The 16,579-nt window shown below is 72.0% G+C and carries 17 protein-coding genes; 4 read left to right on the plus strand and 13 right to left on the minus strand.

The window, feature by feature from the left end; translation table 11 throughout:
- From J2S41_RS03210 to pdhA, 4 genes are all read right to left on the minus strand, one after another.
- Positions 1-801 (minus strand): carbohydrate ABC transporter permease, encoded by an 801-nt coding sequence (locus J2S41_RS03210; protein WP_310362827.1) that lies wholly within the window; start codon positions 799-801, stop codon positions 1-3.
- A complete protein-coding gene (locus J2S41_RS03215; RefSeq protein WP_310362830.1) occupies positions 798-1,646 on the minus strand; it encodes a carbohydrate ABC transporter permease in 849 nt (282 codons plus the stop codon). Before J2S41_RS03215 ends, J2S41_RS03210 begins: the two co-directional genes overlap by 4 nt.
- Positions 1,643-2,932, minus strand: coding sequence for an ABC transporter substrate-binding protein (locus tag J2S41_RS03220; protein ID WP_310362833.1), 1,290 nt, complete (start codon positions 2,930-2,932; stop codon positions 1,643-1,645). Before J2S41_RS03220 ends, J2S41_RS03215 begins: the two co-directional genes overlap by 4 nt.
- Positions 2,933-3,091: 159 nt before the next feature.
- The gene (pdhA, locus tag J2S41_RS03225; RefSeq protein WP_310362834.1) at positions 3,092-4,186 is read right to left on the minus strand and encodes a pyruvate dehydrogenase (acetyl-transferring) E1 component subunit alpha; all 1,095 of its coding nucleotides are present in this window, start codon (positions 4,184-4,186) and stop codon (positions 3,092-3,094) included.
- A gap of 180 nt (positions 4,187-4,366) precedes the next feature.
- Here pdhA and J2S41_RS03230 point away from each other — a divergent pair, with 180 nt between their 5' ends.
- Positions 4,367-4,903, plus strand: coding sequence for a YflT domain-containing protein (locus tag J2S41_RS03230; protein ID WP_310362836.1), 537 nt, complete (start codon positions 4,367-4,369; stop codon positions 4,901-4,903).
- Between the two features lie 90 nt (positions 4,904-4,993).
- Positions 4,994-5,920, plus strand: a complete 927-nt coding sequence (locus J2S41_RS03235; RefSeq protein WP_310362838.1) for a hypothetical protein — start codon at positions 4,994-4,996, stop codon at positions 5,918-5,920.
- 285 nt (positions 5,921-6,205) lie between these two features.
- Here the strand turns inward: J2S41_RS03235 and J2S41_RS03240 are convergent, their stop codons facing one another.
- Complete coding sequence (locus J2S41_RS03240) at positions 6,206-7,087, minus strand: LLM class F420-dependent oxidoreductase (RefSeq protein ID WP_310362840.1); 882 nt, start codon at positions 7,085-7,087, stop codon at positions 6,206-6,208.
- A 15-nt stretch (positions 7,088-7,102) separates the two neighbouring features.
- Positions 7,103-7,462, minus strand: coding sequence for a winged helix-turn-helix transcriptional regulator (locus tag J2S41_RS03245; RefSeq protein ID WP_310362843.1), 360 nt, complete (start codon positions 7,460-7,462; stop codon positions 7,103-7,105).
- Positions 7,463-7,595: 133 nt separating this feature from the next.
- Between J2S41_RS03245 and J2S41_RS03250 the strand changes: the two genes are divergently transcribed.
- Positions 7,596-8,453 carry an SDR family oxidoreductase gene (locus J2S41_RS03250; protein ID WP_310362845.1) on the plus strand — a complete coding sequence of 286 codons (858 nt, stop codon included), beginning with the start codon at positions 7,596-7,598 and terminating at the stop codon, positions 8,451-8,453.
- Between the two features lie 260 nt (positions 8,454-8,713).
- Here the strand turns inward: J2S41_RS03250 and J2S41_RS03255 are convergent, their stop codons facing one another.
- The 4 genes from J2S41_RS03255 to J2S41_RS03270 all read right to left on the minus strand — a co-directional run bounded on the left by J2S41_RS03255 (position 8,714) and on the right by J2S41_RS03270 (position 13,344).
- Positions 8,714-9,667, minus strand: a complete 954-nt coding sequence (locus J2S41_RS03255) for an IS481 family transposase (protein ID WP_310376257.1) — start codon at positions 9,665-9,667, stop codon at positions 8,714-8,716.
- 110 nt (positions 9,668-9,777) lie between these two features.
- Complete coding sequence (locus J2S41_RS03260) at positions 9,778-10,986, minus strand: diguanylate cyclase domain-containing protein (RefSeq protein WP_310362847.1); 1,209 nt, start codon at positions 10,984-10,986, stop codon at positions 9,778-9,780.
- Positions 10,987-11,050: 64 nt separating this feature from the next.
- Positions 11,051-12,151 (minus strand): M20 family metallopeptidase, encoded by a 1,101-nt coding sequence (locus J2S41_RS03265; protein WP_310362849.1) that lies wholly within the window; start codon positions 12,149-12,151, stop codon positions 11,051-11,053.
- A 17-nt stretch (positions 12,152-12,168) separates the two neighbouring features.
- Positions 12,169-13,344: a 4-hydroxybenzoate 3-monooxygenase gene (locus tag J2S41_RS03270; RefSeq protein ID WP_310362850.1), complete on the minus strand. Its 1,176-nt coding sequence runs from the start codon at positions 13,342-13,344 to the stop codon at positions 12,169-12,171.
- Between the two features lie 71 nt (positions 13,345-13,415).
- Here J2S41_RS03270 and J2S41_RS03275 point away from each other — a divergent pair, with 71 nt between their 5' ends.
- Positions 13,416-13,712 (plus strand): hypothetical protein, encoded by a 297-nt coding sequence (locus J2S41_RS03275; RefSeq protein ID WP_310362851.1) that lies wholly within the window; start codon positions 13,416-13,418, stop codon positions 13,710-13,712.
- A gap of 11 nt (positions 13,713-13,723) precedes the next feature.
- On the opposite strand, the gene J2S41_RS03280 is transcribed toward J2S41_RS03275, so the two are convergent.
- From J2S41_RS03280 to J2S41_RS03290, 3 genes are read right to left on the minus strand one after another with little or no spacing between them, the layout of a single operon-like run.
- Entirely contained in the window at positions 13,724-14,467 is a 744-nt protein-coding gene (locus tag J2S41_RS03280) for an alpha/beta hydrolase family protein (protein WP_310362853.1), read from the minus strand.
- Positions 14,461-15,726 carry a kynureninase gene (gene kynU, locus J2S41_RS03285; RefSeq protein WP_310362855.1) on the minus strand — a complete coding sequence of 422 codons (1,266 nt, stop codon included), beginning with the start codon at positions 15,724-15,726 and terminating at the stop codon, positions 14,461-14,463. Before kynU ends, J2S41_RS03280 begins: the two co-directional genes overlap by 7 nt.
- 56 nt (positions 15,727-15,782) lie before the next feature.
- Positions 15,783-16,577 carry a tryptophan 2,3-dioxygenase gene (locus J2S41_RS03290; RefSeq protein ID WP_310376258.1) on the minus strand — a complete coding sequence of 265 codons (795 nt, stop codon included), beginning with the start codon at positions 16,575-16,577 and terminating at the stop codon, positions 15,783-15,785.
- Positions 16,578-16,579 lie beyond the last annotated feature (2 nt).

A 16,579-nucleotide genomic window follows, 5' to 3' on the forward strand; every position in this document is an offset into this window, starting at 1 on the left:
TCAGCCCTTGACCGCGCCCGCGGTGATCCCGGCGACGAACCAGCGCTGGAGGAAGGCGTAGAGCAGCACCATCGGCACGGACGCCACCACCACGCCGGTGAACAGCAGCGGATAGTCGGTCAGGTACTCGCCGGAGAAGTCCAGCAGCGCCAGCGGCAGCGTGCGCCGGGCCGGGTCGTCGATGAACAGCAGCGGGTAGAGCAGGTCGTTCCAGTGCATGACCAGCAGGAAGATCGCGGTGGCGGCGAGCGACGGCAGCGACAGCGGCACGGCGACGCGGCGGTAGGCGGCCCACGACCCGGCGCCGTCCAGCGCGGCCGCCTCGAACAGCTCGCGCGGCAGCGTGCGCATGAAGCCGGACAGGATGAAGACCGCGACCGGCAGCGTCACCACCACGTTGATCAGCATCAGGCCGGCCAGGCTGTCGCGCAGGCCGAGCCGGTCGAACTGCACGTACTGCGGGATCATCATCGCCTGCGCGGGCACGGCGAGCCCGGCGGCGAAGACGGCGAACAGCACCCGGGACGGCCAGCGGGGGAGCCGGGCCACCGCGTAGCCGACCAGGCTGGCCAGCAGCAGCGTGGCCGGGACCGAGACCAGCACGACCAGCACGCTGTTGCCGAAGACGCGCAGCAGCCCGGCGTCGCCGAGGATCTCGCGGTAGTTGGCCAGCGTGGGGGAGAGCGGCGGCCCGAACGGCGACGCGAAGAGATCCGGCGTGGTCTTGAACGACCCGAACAGCACCACCAGCAGCGGTACGGTGATCAGCAGCGCGTAGAGCGCGAGCAGCGGGCGCCTCACCGTCCGGCTCCGATCCGGGCGGCTCGGCCCTGCAGCCAGGTGACCACGCCGATCGCCACCATGAACACGACGGACTCCGCCGCGGCGTACCCGAGCTGGCTGTTGGCGAACGTGGTGTAGATGCGCGTCGACAGGATGTCCAGCGAGGACCGCGGCGGATTGCCCGCCAGCCCGAGGATCAGGTCGAACGCCTTGAACGACTGGATCGTCGTGTACGCCACCACCAGCGCGGTCGCCGGCGCCAGCATCGGCCAGGTGACGAACCGGAAGCGCTGCCAGCGCCCGGCGCCGTCGACGTGCGCGGCCTCGTGCAGCTCGGCCGGGATCTGGTTGATGCCCGCTATGAAGATCACCATCATCTGTCCCGCGTGGAACCAGACCTGTGCCACCGCCACCCACAGGATCGCGGTGTCCTCGTCGCCGAGGAACGTGCCCGGCACGCCGAGCGAGTGCAGCAGCCCCAGGTTCGGGTCGTAGACGAACCGCCAGACGAACGCGACCGAGATCGAGGAGAGCACGGTCGGCAGGAAGAACAGCGCGCGCAGCGCGGTCGAGCCGCGGCTGCGGGCGGCGAGCAGCACGGCCAGCCCGAGCGCCAGCACCGTCTGCCCGCTCACCACGGCCAGCAGGAACGTCAGGTTGTTGCCGAGCGCGTTCGCGAACTGGTCGTCATCGGTGGCGATGCGCACCAGGTTGTCCGCGCCGACGCGGTTGAAGCCGGGGCTGAACCCGTCCCAGTCCGTCGTGGCGTACTGCAGGCCCTGCGCGGCCGGCAGCACGAAGAAGGCCAGGTAGAGTGCGAGCGCCGGAATCGGGAAGAGGTAGAGACCCCAGGTGCGCCTCACCGCTTCTGGTCCACCACCCGCTGCGCCGCCTCGGCCGCCTCCTCCGGCTTCGTGCCGCCGACCACCTTCACGGCCGCCTCCTCCACGGCCGTACGGATGTCCAGGTTGTTGAACTGGAAGCGCGGTGCCAGCAGTGTCTTGCGGGTCAGCCAGGGCGCGAACGCCTTGAGATCCGCGTTCGTGTACTCCACGCCCTTCACGGTCACGTGCTGCGACGTGCCGTTCGCGTAGACCCCGGCCACGGCCGGATCGGACAGGTGCTGGAGCCAGGCCAGCGCCGCGCCCCTCTTCGACGAGTTCGCGTTGACGCCCAGGATGAACGTGGCGTTGAAGATGCCCTCGTACCGCGCCTGCCCGGCCGCGACCGTGATCGGCGCGTAGAGCCCGAGCGGGAACCGCGCGCCGAGCTTGCGGACCGGGCCGGCCGCGTAGGAGCCGGTGGCCAGGAACGCGGCCTTCCCGGTGGCGAACAGCTGCATCGCGGCCTCGTTCGCCGAGCCGGTGGCGCCGTCCTGGAAGTACGGCTTGAGCTGCTCGTACTGCCGGAGCGTGGTGAGGAACCAGTCGTCCGTGACCTTCAGTGTGCCGGCCTCGACCCGCGCGAAGGCGTCGTCGGCGGGCGCGTTGTTCATCACCATCGAGTTGATCAGCTGGCCGCCGTTGCCGCTGTCCCCGCCCGGCCAGGCGATCGGCGTGACGCCCTTGGACCGCAGCCCGTCCAGCACGCCGAGGAAGCCGTCCCAGTCCTGCGGCAGGTTCGCGTACCCGTGCGTGGCCAGCAGGTCCGGGTTCGTCACCGGCATGTTGAAGACCAGCTGGTACGGCAGGCCGAGCTGCTTCCCGCCGCCGGCCCCGGCCGTGATCAGCGCCGGTTCGTACGCATCGACCAGCGACTGCCCGGTCAGGTCGCTCCACACGCCGGCGGACGCGATGTTGGCGAACTGCGCGCCGCGGAACGCGGTGAACGCGTCGCCCACGCCGCCGCCGCGGATCTTCGTCAGCGCCGTGCTCTGGTAGTCCGCGGAGGCGGAGATGTCCTGCCGGACCGTGACCTTCGGGTGCTTCCGCGTGAAGCTCGCGATCACCTGGTCGAAGACCTCCTTGTCCTCGGCCCGCCAGTGCGCGAACGACAGCTCACCCTCGACCGGGCCGTCGAACCCGGCCGCGCCGCTGCCCCGCGGCGCGGCCTCACCGCCCGGCCCGGCGCACGCGGCGAGCGCGACGGCGCCACCGGTGAGACCGGCGGCCTTCAGCAGGCCTCGGCGGGAGAAGACGTGGTTGGACATGCGCGTGCGCCTCCGTGCGATGAGATCGTTGCGCCGAAACTTCCCACATTTCCTACCGACTTGCAAGGTTTTAGTGATGACGTCGTGTGTTCACGTGCACGGCGTGATCGTCATGAGCGCGACGGTACGCGCCGACCGTCCAAGATCGACAGAGGGCGGTCAGCTCTCGAACGAGGTGGCGTACGCCTCGAACCGGGCCCGCTGCTGCTCGACCAGCGGAGACCCGTGCGCGTACGCGTGATCGAAGATCGCCGACCGGCCCGGGTTCGGCAGGTTCACCACCCGCTCGCGCAGCCCCACCGCGAGGTGCTGGACCTCCTCCTCGATCTTCACGAAGAAGTCCTCGTCCGCGAGCTGCTGACGGCGCAGGAACGTGGCCAGCCGGGCGATCGGGTCGCGCGCCGCCCACGCCTCCTGCTCCGCGGCCAGCCGGTACCGCGTCGGGTCGTCCGAGGTGGTGTGCGCGCCCATCCGGTACGTGTACGCCTCGATCAGCGTGGGCCCGCCGCCGCGCCGCGCCCGGTCCATCGCGTGCCGCGTCACCGCGTAGCTGGCCAGCACGTCGTTGCCGTCCACCCGCAGGCCGGGGAAGCCGAAGCCGGCCGAGCGCCGGTGGATCGGCGCCCGGGACTGCCGCTCGGTGCCCACGCTGATCGCGTACTGGTTGTTCTGGCAGAAGAAGACGATCGGGGCCTGGTGCACGCCGGCCCAGATGAACGACTCGTTGACGTCACCCTGTGCGGTCGCGCCGTCACCGAAGTAGACGATCACGGCCTCGCCGTCGTCGCCGATCCGCCCGTCCAGCGTCACGCCCATCGCGTACCCGGTGGCGTGCAGCGTCTGCGCGCCCACCACCAGCGTGTACATGTGCGTCTTGTAGGCCTCCGGGTCCCACGCGCCCTGATCCACGCCGCGGAACAGGCCGAACGGCAGCAGCGGGTCCAGGCCGCGCGCGGTCAGCACGCCGTGCTCGCGGTAGCTCGGGAACACCATGTCCTGCGGCCGCAGCGCCCGGCCGGAGCCGATCTGCGCCGCCTCCTGCCCGTACAGGCTGGCCCACAGCGCCATCTCGCCCTGCCGTTGCAGCGCCACGCCCTCCGCGTCCAGCCGCCGCGTGACGACCATGTCGCGGTAGAGACCGCGGTACTCGTCGTCGGTCAGGTCGACGGTGTACTCCACGCCGTCGTGGCCGACCGCGCGCTCGGTCCGCTCGCCGTCCGGCGTCAAGAGCTGTACGAAGTCCCCGTCGCCCATGTTCAACCCTTCGCTGGATGTTTCCGCTGGATCTTGAGGCGCCACAGATTCTCGCAGGCGGCAGCCTGTCACCCCGGTGACCCTGCACACAACGAATTCACATCGATACCGGTACAGAACCGTGTCGTTACGCGGGTAATCCCTTCGGGTACAGCGGACCCCGAACACCTGGAGGAGATCATGACCGTTCCCGATTCCGGTACGCCCATCCCGCCCGGCCCGACCGGCGCCGTACCCGCCGCGCCCGCGCCCACCGACACGAGTTCCTCGGTCTCGGTGGCGAGCTACCCCGACTACCAGTCCGCGCAGCGCGCCGTCGACTACCTCTCCGACAACCAGTTCCCGGTGGAGAAGACCGCCATCATCGGCACCGACCTGCGCCTGGTCGAGAACGTGCTGGGCCGGCTCACCATCGGCCGCGCCGCGCTCGCCGGCCTGGCCAGCGGCGCGTACTTCGGCTTCTTCATCGGCCTGCTGCTCGGCCTCTTCACCGAGGGCGGCTGGCTCGGCATCATGCTGTCCGCCGTGCTGATCGGTGCGCTGTGGGGTGCGGTCTTCGGCGCGATCGCGCACGCCCTCACCGGCGGTCGCCGTGACTTCACGTCTCGTAGCTCGCTGCAGGCCGGCCAGTACGCCGTCACCGCCACCCCCGACGTCGCCGAGCAGGCCCGCCAGCTTCTCGTCCGCCTCAACTGGCAGGCGTCCGGCGCGTCCTGAATCACGTCCGGTCGATTCCGTGGTTCGTCGCCGGCTCGTGGGTATGTCCACATCGGGACCCGCACGCGAGGGAGGGGAACGGGCCACGGAATGACCAGGGACCAACACCACGAGGACAGGGACGAACGCCGCGTCTGGTCGAAGATCGACCTGATCAAGCTCTCGGCCGGCACGCTCGCCGCGATATCGTCGGCCGTGTGCGCGTCCTGGCTGGGCGTCGCCGGCACCATCGTCGGCGCCGCCGTCGCCAGCGTGATCGCCACGGTCGGCCAGGAGCTCTACGCCCACTCCCTCAAACACACCTACCAACGCCTCCGGGGCGTACGCCTGGAACAGGCCCTCGCCGTCGTCGGCGCCACCAACCGCCCCGCCGCCAACCCTCCGGTGCGCCCCGCCGACCGGGCCATCGCGGCGGACACGGTCGAGACGGTGCTCCTGGACGACTTCGCCGACGCGGACCCCGGCCCGTCGCGCACCGCCCCGGACCGCCGCGCCTCCGACCGCCCGATCCCGGCCCGCGCCGCCGCTTCGGCCTCGGCGTCCGGCCCCGATCACGACGAACCCGCCGCCCGCACCCGCTTCGCCGACCGCTCCGACGACGACTCCACCGTCCGCCGCGCGCACCGGCTCCGCCTCGTCCTCGCCACGGTGGCCATGTTCGTCTTCGCCATGCTGGCCATCACCGCCTTCGAGCTGATGGCCGGCGACTCCCTGGCCGGCCTCTTCGGCGACGGCTCCGCCGGTGCCACCACGCTTCCCTTCGTGACCGGCAACGGCGACCCGACCCCGATCTACACCCCGGAGCCACCCCTCTCCACCGTGCCCGCCGACGCGACCCCCACCGCCCCGGCCGACCCGCTCCAGTCCACGGCCCCCGCCGAGACCCCCGCCGCCACCGACCCGGCGCCGACCACCGAAACCAACCCCCGGCCCGACCAGCCCACCGACCCCCTGACGCCACCGGCGCCCGCCGACCAGCCCCCACCCGCCGCCGACCCGGCCGCCCCGATCGGCTGACCACCCACCTTCTCCGAGGCGTCCCCCACTCGCGGGGGACGCCTCGGCGTCTACGCCACCATCCCGCCGGCTCGATCCGATCGGGGGATGCGACCGCCCGATCGGAGTTCCATCGATGTGCGGTCCGCGCATGATCAGCTCTGTCGCGCGCCGCAGGGCGCCACGAGCCCACCACCACGACGCGATTCGCGCCCCGAGGGCCGGCGGGCCGATCCCGTGCCGCGGCGACGCGGCGGCCCCGGGGTGGACGCCACGAATTCCACCCCGGGGCCACACGCGAGAACGTCAGGAATACTGCGGAATGATCTCCGAAGCGAACATGAGCAACTGGTCGTGGTTGTAGGCGACCCGCGGGAAATACAGGATCGGATAATCCGCTCCCGCCTCCAGCACCGAGTCGATCTTCGCCTGCAGCCGCTCCTTCGACCAGTCCACCTCCACATTGACCGACGTCGACTTCACGATGTCGTCATAGTCCCGCCCCACCGTCTCGCAGTGACGACGCAGGATCTCCAGCTTCTCCCGGATCACCTCAGGATCGCCGTTGCCGAAGTTCGCGCCGTTCGCGTACTTGGCGACCAGCTTCAGCGTCACGTTCTCCCCACCGCCGCCGATCCAGAACGACGGGTGCGGACGGCGTACCCCCTTGGGCTCGTTGATCGGCTTGTCGATCGAGTAGTACCTGCCGTTGAAGACCGGAGAATCCTCGGTCCACATCTTGGTGACGATCTCGACGGCCTCGCGGAACGCGCCCATCCGGTCGCGCAACTCCGGCCACTCGTAGCCGTACGCCCGCCACTCGTGCTCGTACCAGCCGGCGCCGATGCCCGCGTAGAGCCGGCCGTGGCTGGCCACGTCCACGGTCGACGCGATCTTGGCGTAGAGCGCGGGGTGGCGGTAGCCGTTGCAGCCGACCATCTGGCCGATGTTGACGCGCGAGGTGTCCCGGGCCAGCGTGGACGTGATCGTCCAACACTCGAACACGGTGTTCATGGTGGGCTCGGGCGTGGTGTGGAAGTGGTCGTAGACCCAGATCGAGTCCCACGGACCCGCGTCCGCGGCCTTCGCCACCGCGGTCATCGCCTCGTACTGCTCGATGGGGTCGGCGATCTCGGTGAGATCCATCCGCCAGCCCTGGGGAACGAACACGCCAAATCGTACGGTCATGGGATGATCCTATGATCATCCGACGTTGCGGCGATCCACCTCGTCCTGGATGAGTTCGACCAGTTCGACGACCTTCCCGGCGACGGTCGCGCCGAACGGCGTGAGGCTGTACTCGACCCGCGGCGGGATGGTGGCCTGCACGTCGCGGCGGACCAGGCCGTCGCGCTCCAGCGCCTGCAACGTCTGGGCGAGCATCTTCTCGCTGACCCCGTCGACGCGGCGGCGCAGCGCGTTGAACCGGTAGGTGCCGCCGTTCAGCGCCGCGAGCGCCAGCACCCCCCACTTGCCGGCGACGTCCTCCAGGATGCCGCGCGAGGTGCAATGACGCGCGAAGACGCTGGCGGCGAGCTGGTCGACGGCATCCTGCGTGGTCACGCCCTCCACCGTATCCGGTTCCGCGGCACGGCGTTTCGTGTCGGTGCTCACTTCTGGTTGGCACTTTCTAAAAGTTAGTACAGTCTCGGTGTGCAGCACTGAGCTGTCGCACGGACCAACCGAGGAGCAATTCATGATCGTCGTCACCGGCGCCACCGGACACCTGGGCCGCCTCGTGGTGCAGGACCTGCTCGACCGCGGCGTGCCCGCCGGCGAGATCGTCGCCGCCGTGCGTACCCCGGACAAGGCCGCCGACCTGGCCGCGAGCGGCGTGCAGGTGCGCGAGGCCGACTACGACCGGCCGGAGACGCTGGCCCCGGCGTTCGCCGGCGCGGACCGGCTGCTGTTCATCTCCGGCAGCGTGCCGGGCGCGCGCCTGCCCCAGCACCACGCCGTGGTCGACGCCGCGAAGGCCGCGGGCGTGGGCCTCATCGCGTACACCAGCATCCTCAAGGCCGACACCACCACGATGCTGCTGGCCGCCGACCACCGCGCGACCGAGGCCCGGATCCGCGAAACCGGCCTGCCGCACGTGTTCCTGCGCAACGGCTGGTACCTGGAGAACTACACCGAGCGCCTCACCGACACGCTCCGCAACGGCGCGATCCTGGGCGCCGCCGGCGACGGCCGGCTCGCCGCCGCGGCCCGCGCCGACTACGCCGCGGCCGCCGGCGCCGTGCTCACCTCGGACGGCCCAGTCAACGTCGCCTACGAACTGGCCGGCGACGAGTCGTTCACGATGGCCGAACTCGCCGCGCAGATCACCGAGCACTCCGGCACCCCGGTCACCTACCGCGACCTCCCGGTCGACGAGTACGCGACCACCCTGACCGGCTTCGGCCTGCCCCCCGAGGCCGCCACGGTCATCGCCGACGCCGACGCCGGCATCGCCCGCGGCGAGCTCACCACCGACTCCCGCGACCTGTCCCGCCTGATCGCCCGCCCCACCACCTCCATGCCCGACGCCATCGCCACCACCCTCAACAACTGACCCCCTCCCCCCTCCCCACGCCGGCCGCCCCCTCGCCGGCCCCTCTCGCCGGCCGCCCCCACGCCGGCCCCCCTCGCCGCGTCGATCTAGGCCGGATTCACGTGATCGGAGATCACCTCGTCGGAATCCGCCCTAGATCGGCGCGGCGCGGCGAGGGGCGGCGCGGCGCGGCGAGGGGCGGCGCGGCGCGGCGAGGCGAGGGGCGGCGCGGACGAGGGGGCGGCGCGGCGAGGGGCGGCGCGGCGCGGGGGCGGCGCGCGCTAGCTGTGCTGTCCCGACAGGTTGGTGACGCGGTGGGCGGGTGGGTGGCCGCCGAGGGCGGTGTGGGGTCGGTGGTAGTTGTACCAGTCGAGCCAGCCGGGGTAGGCGTCGCAGCGGGCGGTGTCGGTGGTGTAGGGCTGGTGGTAGGCCCATTCTTCGGTGAGGGTGCGGTGGAAGCGTTCGACTTTGCCGTTGGTCTGGGGTCGCCAGGGCCGGGTGTGGCGGGGTTGGATGCCGAGGTCTGCGCAGGTGGTGTGCCAGGTGTTTTTGGTGTAGGCCCAGGCGTTGTCGGTCAGGACGCGGTGGACGCGCACGCCGTGTGCGGTGAACCATGCGGTGGCGCGGCGTAGGAATCCGGCGCAGGTGGCGGCGGTTTCGTCGGGAAGGATTTCGGAGTAGGCCAGGCGGCTGTGGTCGTCGAGGGCGGTGTGGATGTAGGCGTAGCCTGCGCCGTTGCGGTTGGTGCGGCCGGCGGGTCGGCCGAGGGTTTTGTGTCCGCCGCCGTCGGGGATACGGGCGAGTTTCTTGACGTCGATGTGGACGAGTTCGCCGGGCTGGTCGCGTTCGTAGCGGCGTACGGGTTCGCCGGTGGCCCGGTCCAGGCAGGCCAGGACTGGTTCGCCGTGCCGGACGAGGATGCGGTGCGCGGTCGACGGTGCGATACCGGCGCGGGTGGCCAGCCGGGCAGGGCCGATGCGGTGCGCACGGCGCATCGCGAGGACGTGTGCCTCGACTGGGGCGGGGGTGCGTGCGGGGCTGTGGTGCGGCCGGCTGGAACGGTCGGTCATCCCGGCTGGTCCGTGTTCGCGGTAGCGGCGGGCCCACCGCTGTGCGGTGGTCGGCGAGACCTGGAACCGCGCCGCAGCGGCCCGTAACGGCCATCCGTCATCGACCACGCAACGCGCCAGGCGCAGCCGCCCGGTCGGTGTCAGGGATGCATTAGCGTGAGTCACGAGGACCTTCCTGAGATCGGTGCGGCTGTTGTGGTAGCTCCACACCTATCCGGAAGGTCCTCACCTCATCAAGATCCCGTACCCGTCACCAACGTCCCGAGACAGCACAGCTAGCGCGGCCGGGCCGCCTCTGGTGGGGAGGCGCGGTGGCGGCCGCGCTTCGCCGCCGCCTCCGTCTCCGCGGGGGTGGGGGGTGGCGGGGTGCGAGCCGGGTCCTGCTTGCGGTTCGCCTTGACCGTGTACATGTGCGCGTCCGCTGCCCGGAGTACGCCGTCGAAGTCGCGCCGGCCGAAGCTGGCGGTGCCGGGCACGCCGACCGTCCCGTCGCCGACCGTGGTGGCGAAGCCGATGCTGGTCCCGACGTGCACCGTGGTGCCCTGGAGTTGGATGGGGGCCGCGACCGCCTCCATGCAGCGCCGCGCCACTTCCGCGGCCACGCCCGCGTCCGCGCCGGACAGCACGATGACGAACTCGTCGCCGCCCAGGCGGGCCACGATGTCGTCGTCGCGGGCCTGGGCGAGCAGGCGTGCCGCGACCACCTTCAGCAGTTCGTCGCCGGCTGCGTGCCCGAGTGTGTCGTTGACCTGCTTGAAGCCGTCCAGGTCGAGCGCGAGCACGGCCATCTCGCGCCGGTCGGCCATCGCCTGCCGGGCGAAGTCGTGCAGCCGGGTACGGTTCGCCAGCCCGGTGAGCGCGTCGTGGTGCACCTGGTAGCTGAGCGCGGCCTTGACGTCCTGCATCGCCCGGATGCGCTTGTTCGCGCCGCGGGCCGGCAGCCCGGTGAGCAGCGTGAGGCAGACCAGCACGGTCACGATGACGATCAGCGAGAATCCGTCGCCGGGGGAGAGCCAGACCGGTTCGTGGATGAGCACGGTGCCGAGCAGCCCGGCGATCGCGGCGGCGCCGGAGACGAACGCACCGCGCAGGTCGTCGCGGAACGCGGCGGCGTAGATCGGGACCAGCAGCACCGCCCACATCTGCCCGGCGCGCGGATCCTCGGACGTGCCGTAGACCAGCACCAGCGCACTGAGCAGGTCGATCGGGATCTGCGCGAGGCTCAGTACGCGGTAGCCGCGCCCACCCCGGTGGCGTAGCGCGATCAGCGAGAGCAGGCAGCCGACGGCGATCAGCGCCACGGCCAGCAGCACCCAGGTCAGTTGCGCCAGCCCGTGCGGCGCCGGCCCGGGAGTGATCATCGAGAACGTGACCAGGCAGGCGACGGCACCGAATACGCGCACGCCGAGCGTGGCCAGCTCGACCACGCGCCGCTGCTGAAGCGAGCCGGCGTCGCCTTCGCCGTGCCCCGCCTTACCGTTCATCCCCACCGTCCCCGGCCGCCGTGCCTGTCCCATCGGCCGTGAAGGTGCGAACTTTACAAACCGCCTACCCGGTCACACCGAGCAGGAACTCGCGGAGCGCCGCCCGGTACGGCGGGACCGTGGTGAGGTCCGCGTGCTCGTCCGGGCCGTGCTGCCCCTCGCCGCCGATGCCGAACGCGACCGCGGCCATCCCGGCCTGGAAGTAGAACCGGCCGTCCCCGGCGCCGTGCCGTCGCAGGTACTCCCCGCCGTACCCCTGCGCCCGCGCGGCGCGGCGGAGCACGGCCACGTCCGGATGGTCGCGCTCGGCCAGGTGCGGCGCGTCCACGTGCGCGACGCCGACCGCCACGCCCGGGCCGGCGATCTCGGAGAGGTGCGTGGTCACCTCCGCGACGCTGCGCCCGGTGAAGTCCGGGTCGGTGGGCGGGAAGCGCAGGTTGAGCCAGGCGGACGCGGCGGCCGGAACCTGGTTGAACGCCACGTTCGGCGTGTCGATCTTCGCGACGTTGATGGTGGTGCGCCAGGCCTCCTCGCGCGGCACCGGGTAGCGCTCCAGCAGCGCGCGCACCGCGCCGACCACGGTGAGCAGCGCGTTGTCGCCGAGCCAGGGGTACGCACCGTGCGCCGCCCGGCCCTCCGCGGTGAGCGTGACGTCGATCAGGCCCTTGGACTCGACCGTGATGTCCAGCCGGCTCATCTCGCCGATCACCGCGAAGTCCGCGCTCACGCCGGCCTCGATCTGGTGCCCGGTGCCGTCGCGGCCGCCGACCTCCTCGTCCGCCACCAGCTGAAGGCCCAGCGGGTACGGCAGCTGCGGCGCCAGTTCCCGGAAGACGTCCGCCATGACCAGCGCGGACAGCTTCATGTCCTGGGCGCCGCGGGCGTACAGCAGGTCGCCCTCGCGGCGCGGCGTGAACAGCGCGTCCGGCGCCGGCACCACGTCCAGGTGCCCGTTCAGGATGATCCGGAACCGGCCGGGCCGCACGTCACCGCGGTAGAGCAGCACGCTGGGCTTGCCGCGGGACTCGAACCGCTCGACCGTGAAGCCGGGCCCGGCCCGGTCGACCATCCAGTCCAGCGCGCGGGCCAGCTCGCCCGGCCGGTCCGCGGTGCTCGGAATGCGCAACAGCTCATCGGCCGCGGTCAGCCACGCCTTGTCCAGCATCGCTTCAGTGTGGCGGCTCAATCCGAATACGGCAGGCCGACGTAGTTCTCCGCGAGTGACGTCGCGGCGGGTTCGGAGGTGGCGGTGTAGCGGAGCTGGGCCAGTTGCAGCTCGCGCTGGAAGGGGTCGTGCTCCGGGAACGTGTGCAGCATCGACGTCATCCACCAGGAGAAGTGCTGCGCGCGCCAGACCCGGCCGAGGCAGGCGTCGGCGTACCCGTCGGCGAGTCGTTCGTCGCCGGACCGCAGCAGCGCGGTGAGCGCGAGGCTCAGCCGGCGCACGTCGGCGATCGCGAGGTTCATGCCCTTCGCGCCGGTCGGCGGCACGATGTGCGCGGCGTCGCCGGCCAGGAACAGCCGCCCGTGCCGCATCGGCGCGACCACGAAGCTGCGCATGCCGGTCACGCCCTTCTCCAGGATCGGGCCCTCGGCCAGCGTGAATCCGTCCGCGGCGAGCCGGGTGTGCAGCTCGTCCCAGATCCGCCGGTCGGACCAGTCCTCGATCCGCTCGTCCGGCGGCACCTGGAGGTAGAGCCGGGTGACCGACGGCGACCGCATGCTGTGCAGCGCGAACCCGCGCGGGTGGTACGTGTAGATCAGCTCGTGGTGCGACGGCGGCGCCTCGGCGAGCACGCCGAGCCAGGCGAACGGGTACGTGTGCTGGTGCACGGTGAGCGCGCCGGCCGGCACCGAGTCCCGGGTGATGCCGTGGAACCCGTCGCACCCGGCGATCGCGTCGCAGTCGAGCGCCCGCGCGCTGCCGTCCGCGTCCGTGAAGCTGATCAGCGGCCGGGTCGAGCCGACGTCGTGCACCGCCACGCCGGAGACGCCGAAGCGCAGGTCACCGCCGTCCGCCAGGCGCCGCGCGATCAGGTCCTTGACCACCTCCTGCTGACCGTAGACCGTGATCCGCCGCCCGGTGAGCGCGGCGAAGTCGATGCGGTGGTCGGCGCCGTCGAAACGCAGCGAGATGCCGTCGTGCGGCAGGCCCTGCGCGTCCATCCGGGTGCCGACGCCGGCGGCGCGCAGCAGCTCGACCGTGGGCTGCTCCAGCACGCCGGCCCGGACGCGGCGCTGCACGTAATCCCGGTCGCGCAGCTCCAGCACGACGGAGTCGATGCCCTCCAGGTGCAGCAGGTGTGACAGGAGCAGGCCGGCGGGGCCGGCGCCGATGATCCCGACCTGAGTCCGCATGGCAGCACGCTATCGCCTGAACCGCTCGGTGAGAACAGCCGCCTACCCGTGAGTAGGGTAGCCTCGCGCACATGAGCATCTCGGGAACCTGGAACGTAGAGATCAGCACGCCGATGGGCAAGCAGTCGGCGATCCTCGACCTGGTGGCGGACGGTGACGTGCTCACCGGCACCGCGAAGCAGGGTGGCGAGACCGCCCCGATCCAGGACGGCACGACCTCCGGCGACAACGCCACGTTCACGCTCGACCTCACCAAGCCGATCCCGGTCAAGCTGGCCTTCAACGTGACCGCCAGCGGCGACGCGCTCTCCGGCGATGTCAAGCTCGGCGCGTTCGGCACCTCGAAGGTGTCCGGCACGCGCGCCTGACACCCCGCGGCTCACGCTCTCCGGCTCAGCCCGGAGAGCGTGACCGTGAGCGCCGGCCAGTGCGGGCCGAGCGGGTCGATGAACGAGTAGTGGTGCGCGTCCGCGGGCGCGACCAGCGCGGCGCCGTGCCGCGCCGCGTAGGCCTCGGAGAGCCCGACCGGCACCGTCCCGTCCCGCCGGCCGTGCAGGAGCACGACCTTCTCCGGCGGTACGGACGGCAGCCGCATCGGATCGAGCCCGGCGTGCCCGGTCGCCGGCCCGCCGAGGAACGCGCGCACCGCCCCGTCGCCGAGCCCCAGTTCCTCCGCCCGGCACAGGTCCGCGACCGGCGCGATCGCCACCACCGCGTACACCGACCGATCATGTGCGGCCACCGCGAGCGCGAGCTGGCCGCCCGCGGAGTGACCGATCACGATCATGCGGCCGTCGTGCGCGGTGACCAGCGACGGCAGCGCGCCGAGCGCGGCGCGCACGTCGGACGCGGTCACGCCCGGGTCGCCGGGGACGCGGCGGTACTCGGCCGAGGCCGTGGTCCAGCCGGCCGCGCGCAGCGCCTCCGCCATCGGGCCGGTGTGCGCGTGGCCGAAGCGCGGGCGCCAGAAGCCGCCGTGCAGGAGCACCAGCAGCGGGCGGTCCGCGTTCCCGGTCCGTACCGCCGCGATCTGGTCCTGGTGGTCGCCGTAGGCGACCGTGAAATCAGGGGCTGGGGCCGGCCGGGACAGGACCGACTCGTCGTCCGCGACCGGGTTCAGCACAGCGCGGCCAGCGCGGCGGCGGCGCGCCAGCAGTCGTGGTAGCTGGAGTAGAGCGGCACCGGGGCCAGCCGGACCACGTCCGGCTCGCGCGAGTCGACCAGCACGCCGTGCTCGAAGCGCAGCCGCTTGGCAAGCTCGCCCGCGCTCTGCCCACCGACGCGCACGGAGACCTGCGCGCCGCGCCGCCCGGGCTCGCGCGGCGTGATCACGTCCAGCGGCCGGCCGGGCGTGACCGCGTCCAGCGCGTCCATCAGGTACGAGGTCAGGCGCACGCTGCGGGCGCGCAGCCGAGGCATGCCGGCCTCGTCGAACAGCTGGAGCGCGCTGGTCATCGGCGCCAGCGCGAGCGTCTGCGGTGTGGACACCTGCCACGCGTCCGCGGTGGCCGGCGGCCGGTTGACCGGCGCCATCTCGAACCGGGTGCTCTCGTCGTTGCCCCACCAGCCGTCCAGCCGGCGCACCGCGGGGTCGCCGAGGTGACGGGCGTGCACGAACGCGCTGCCGGGCGCGCCCGGCCCGGAGTTGAGGTACTTGTAGTTGCACCAGGCGGCGAAGTCGACACCCCAGTCGTGCAGGCGCAGCTCCACGTTGCCGGCCGCGTGCGCCAGGTCCCAGCCGACGATCGCGCCGGCCGCGTGCCCGGCCTCGGTCACGGCCGCGATGTCGACCAGCTCGCCGGTGAGGTAGTTGACGCCGCCGAGCAGCAGCAGCGCGACCGTGTCGCCGGAGTCCCGCAGGTACCCGACGACGTCCTCGGTGCGCAGCGCGTCCTCGCCGGCGCGCGGGCGCAGCCGTACCACCGTGGTCTCCGGGTCCAGCCCGTGCAGCGCGGCCTGGCTGCGCACCGCGTAGCTGTCCGACGGGAACGCGGCGTCCTCGATGACGATCCTGGTCCGCGTGCCGGACGGCCGGTAGAACGAGATCATCAGCAGGTGCAGGTTGACGGTCAGCGAGTTCATCACCACCGTCTCCTCCGGGCGTGCGCCGACGAGGCGCGCGGACGGCACGGCCAGCCGCTGCGGCAGGCTCAGCCAGGGATCGTGCGCCTCCCAGTGACCCTCGACGCCGAGCGTGGCCCAGTCGTCCAGGTGCGCGGCCAGTTCGTCGCGGACCGCGCGGGGCTGCAGGCCGAGCGAGTTGCCGACCAGGTAGGCGGCCTCCTCGTACCGGCCGCCGGACGCGGGCGGCACCAGGAACATGTGCCGCCGGCCGGGGTCGTCGGCGTCCCGGCGCAGCGCGTCGGTCTCGTCCAGCGTCATCGGGTCTCCTGGATCCACGTCGAAAGGGCGCACGTCTCGTCTCTCCGGCTCACGGATCACATGTGGGTGCGAGCTTCCCACAGCTCCGGGAAGACCACGCGGGACATGGACCGTTCCAGCCACGCGATGCCCGCGGAGCCGCCGGAGCCGGGCTTCGCGCCCATCGTGCGGCGCACCGCCAGCAGGTGCTGGTGCCGCCACTCGCCGAACGCGACCGCCACGTCGGTCAGCGCCTCGCCGAGCATGCGCAGGTGGTTGTCGGGGCCGTCGCCGTCCCGGTAGACCTGCACCCAGTCCGCCTTGCCGCGGCGGGCCAGCAGCGCCATGGTCTCGTCCCACAGGCTCGGGTCCTCGAAGGCCCTGACCAGCCGCGGGTACGCGGCCGAGCGCCGGAACGGCCGGATCAGCGACTCGGTCTTGAGGCCGAGGATGAACTCCAGCTCCCGGTACGCGGCCGACTGGAAGCCCGAGCCCTCGCCGAGCAGGTCCCGGAAGCGGTTGAAGTCGGCCGGCGTCATCCAGCTCAGCGCCTTCCACGCCGCGTTCAGCCCGTCCAGGTCCAGCGCGGCGCGGCGCAGCGGGGCGAGCGCGCCCCAGGCGTCGTCCTTCACGATCAGCGTGCGGGCCTCGTCCAGCTCGAACCGGGTCAGCCCGAAGTAGAGCTCCATGATCTGGCTGACGACCAGGAACGACATCTCGCCCGGGTCGCCGCTGAGCGTGCGCTGCAACGAGTGCAGCGTGCCGGCGTGGACGTAGGCGTCGTACGGGATGCGGCCGGGGAACTCGGTGGTGGGCTCGCCGCCGTTGGCGCCGGCCCGGGCGTCGCGTTGCTCCGCGGTGCGGCTCTCGATCA

Source organism: Catenuloplanes atrovinosus, assembly GCF_031458235.1.
In the GTDB taxonomy this organism is placed as follows: Bacteria; Actinomycetota; Actinomycetes; order Mycobacteriales; family Micromonosporaceae; genus Catenuloplanes; species Catenuloplanes atrovinosus.

Coding starts and splice junctions, on each gene's coding strand:
- J2S41_RS03240 (WP_310362840.1), bottom strand. CDS start 7,087: ATGACCGTACGATTTGGCGTGTTCGTTCCCCAGGGCTGGCGGATGGAT.
- J2S41_RS03270 (WP_310362850.1), bottom strand. CDS start 13,344: ATGCGGACTCAGGTCGGGATCATCGGCGCCGGCCCCGCCGGCCTGCTC.
- J2S41_RS03265 (WP_310362849.1), bottom strand. CDS start 12,151: ATGCTGGACAAGGCGTGGCTGACCGCGGCCGATGAGCTGTTGCGCATT.
- J2S41_RS03250 (WP_310362845.1), top strand. CDS start 7,596: ATGATCGTCGTCACCGGCGCCACCGGACACCTGGGCCGCCTCGTGGTG.
- pdhA (WP_310362834.1), bottom strand. CDS start 4,186: ATGGGCGACGGGGACTTCGTACAGCTCTTGACGCCGGACGGCGAGCGG.
- J2S41_RS03230 (WP_310362836.1), top strand. CDS start 4,367: ATGACCGTTCCCGATTCCGGTACGCCCATCCCGCCCGGCCCGACCGGC.
- J2S41_RS03275 (WP_310362851.1), top strand. CDS start 13,416: ATGAGCATCTCGGGAACCTGGAACGTAGAGATCAGCACGCCGATGGGC.
- J2S41_RS03260 (WP_310362847.1), bottom strand. CDS start 10,986: ATGAACGGTAAGGCGGGGCACGGCGAAGGCGACGCCGGCTCGCTTCAG.
- kynU (WP_310362855.1), bottom strand. CDS start 15,726: ATGACGCTGGACGAGACCGACGCGCTGCGCCGGGACGCCGACGACCCC.
- J2S41_RS03235 (WP_310362838.1), top strand. CDS start 4,994: ATGACCAGGGACCAACACCACGAGGACAGGGACGAACGCCGCGTCTGG.
- J2S41_RS03220 (WP_310362833.1), bottom strand. CDS start 2,932: ATGTCCAACCACGTCTTCTCCCGCCGAGGCCTGCTGAAGGCCGCCGGT.